General features: G+C 64.8%; 2 protein-coding genes. Both read right to left on the bottom strand.

Annotation, left to right across the window (positions count from 1 at the left end; genetic code table 11):
• Window positions 1-694: histone deacetylase family protein (locus EOA32_RS37290; protein WP_128374317.1), on the bottom strand; the 694-nt coding region annotated here is incomplete at its 3' end.
• On the bottom strand, window positions 691-1,188 hold the full coding sequence (locus EOA32_RS37285) for a GNAT family N-acetyltransferase (RefSeq protein ID WP_128374316.1): 498 nt from the start codon (window positions 1,186-1,188) through the stop codon (window positions 691-693). The genes EOA32_RS37285 and EOA32_RS37290, both read right to left, overlap by 4 nt.
• Window positions 1,189-1,268: the final 80 nt, after the last annotated feature.

The raw sequence follows: 1,268 nt of genomic DNA, 5'->3' as shown, positions 1-1,268 counted from the left end.
CGTCGGCATGGCCCCAGAAGAAGGGATAGAAGCGCACCGGATCGGCATGCAGCGAGACGGTCAAAACATCCGGTCGTGCGTAAAAGATTCCCTGCGTGCCGTTGCCGTGATGCAGGTCGACATCGAGTATGGCGACGCGTCCCGCGTCCTTTCTCAGCACCTGCGCGGCGACCGCGGAATTGTTGATGAAGCAGAAGCCGCCCGCCACGTCGGCAAAGGCGTGATGGCCAGGCGGGCGGCAGAGCGCGTAAGCCGCCGTCGCGCCGGCCATCACGGCTTCGGCGGCTTCCACTGCGCTCCAGGCGCTCCAGAGCGCACTGTTCCAGGTCTCTGCCGAGATCGGGCAGGCTGTGTCGGCCATATGATAGCCGGCCTGGCCGACCGCTGAGGCCGGGTAGGAGCCGCCGCGGCCGATTGGATGAATGTTCGGGATGACCTCCGCCGAGGCGCCTTCGATGCGTTGCCAGCGCGCGAAGATGTGCTCGAGAAAGTCGAGATATTCGGGCGTATGCACGGCGGCGATCGGCCCAAGGCCATGGTCCTTCGGCCTCTCGATCGTCACGCCGGCCGATCTTGCGCCGGCTAGCAATCTCTCGACCCGTTCCGGCTTTTCCGGATTGGGCTGCGGCGCGCCGCTGGAAAGGAAGGCCTTCGGGTCATGGCGCTTCTGTTCCTCGGCATAGAAGGCTTTCATCGTTCGTCCTCCAGCGCGTCGGCAAAGGCAAAAAAGGCCTCGCCGACAATCTTGTGCACCTGCTCGTAGCTCGACCAGCCGATACCGAGCTTTTCATAGAACGTCTTGGCGGTCTCGTTATCGGTGTCGACGGAGAGCCTGAGATAGACGCCGCCTGCAGCGCGACACTCCTTGGCCACGCGCCGCAACAGCTTCTCACCGATGCGGCGGCCGCGAAAGCGGTCCTCGACATAGAGGTCCTGCACAAAGACCCCGGGCCGGCCCATCCAGGTCGAAAAGATCGGGAAGTGCAGGCAGAGCCCGGCGAACTCGCCGTCGACCTCGGCGACCAAGGTCGAAAAGGCGGGGTTTGCGCCGAAGCCGTAGCGGCGGAGGTCATCCGGTGTCGAGGTGATCTCTTGATGCGCGCCGATGTGGGTGCCGAGGCGCAGCAAGGCGGCATGGATGGTCTCGGCATCCTCGATCCGGCCGGGACGGAGGATAATCGTGCTCACGACAAGTAGGGCGCCCGGGCACCCCCGTCTGTCCTGCCGGACATCTCCCCCGCAACGGGGGAGATCAGCAGGTGCACCGA

The organism is Mesorhizobium sp. M1A.F.Ca.ET.072.01.1.1 (genome assembly GCF_004023325.1).
Lineage (GTDB): Bacteria > Pseudomonadota > Alphaproteobacteria > Rhizobiales > Rhizobiaceae > Mesorhizobium.
The sequence above is the reverse complement of the archived record's forward strand: the minus strand, read 5'-3'. Positions and strand labels throughout refer to the sequence as shown.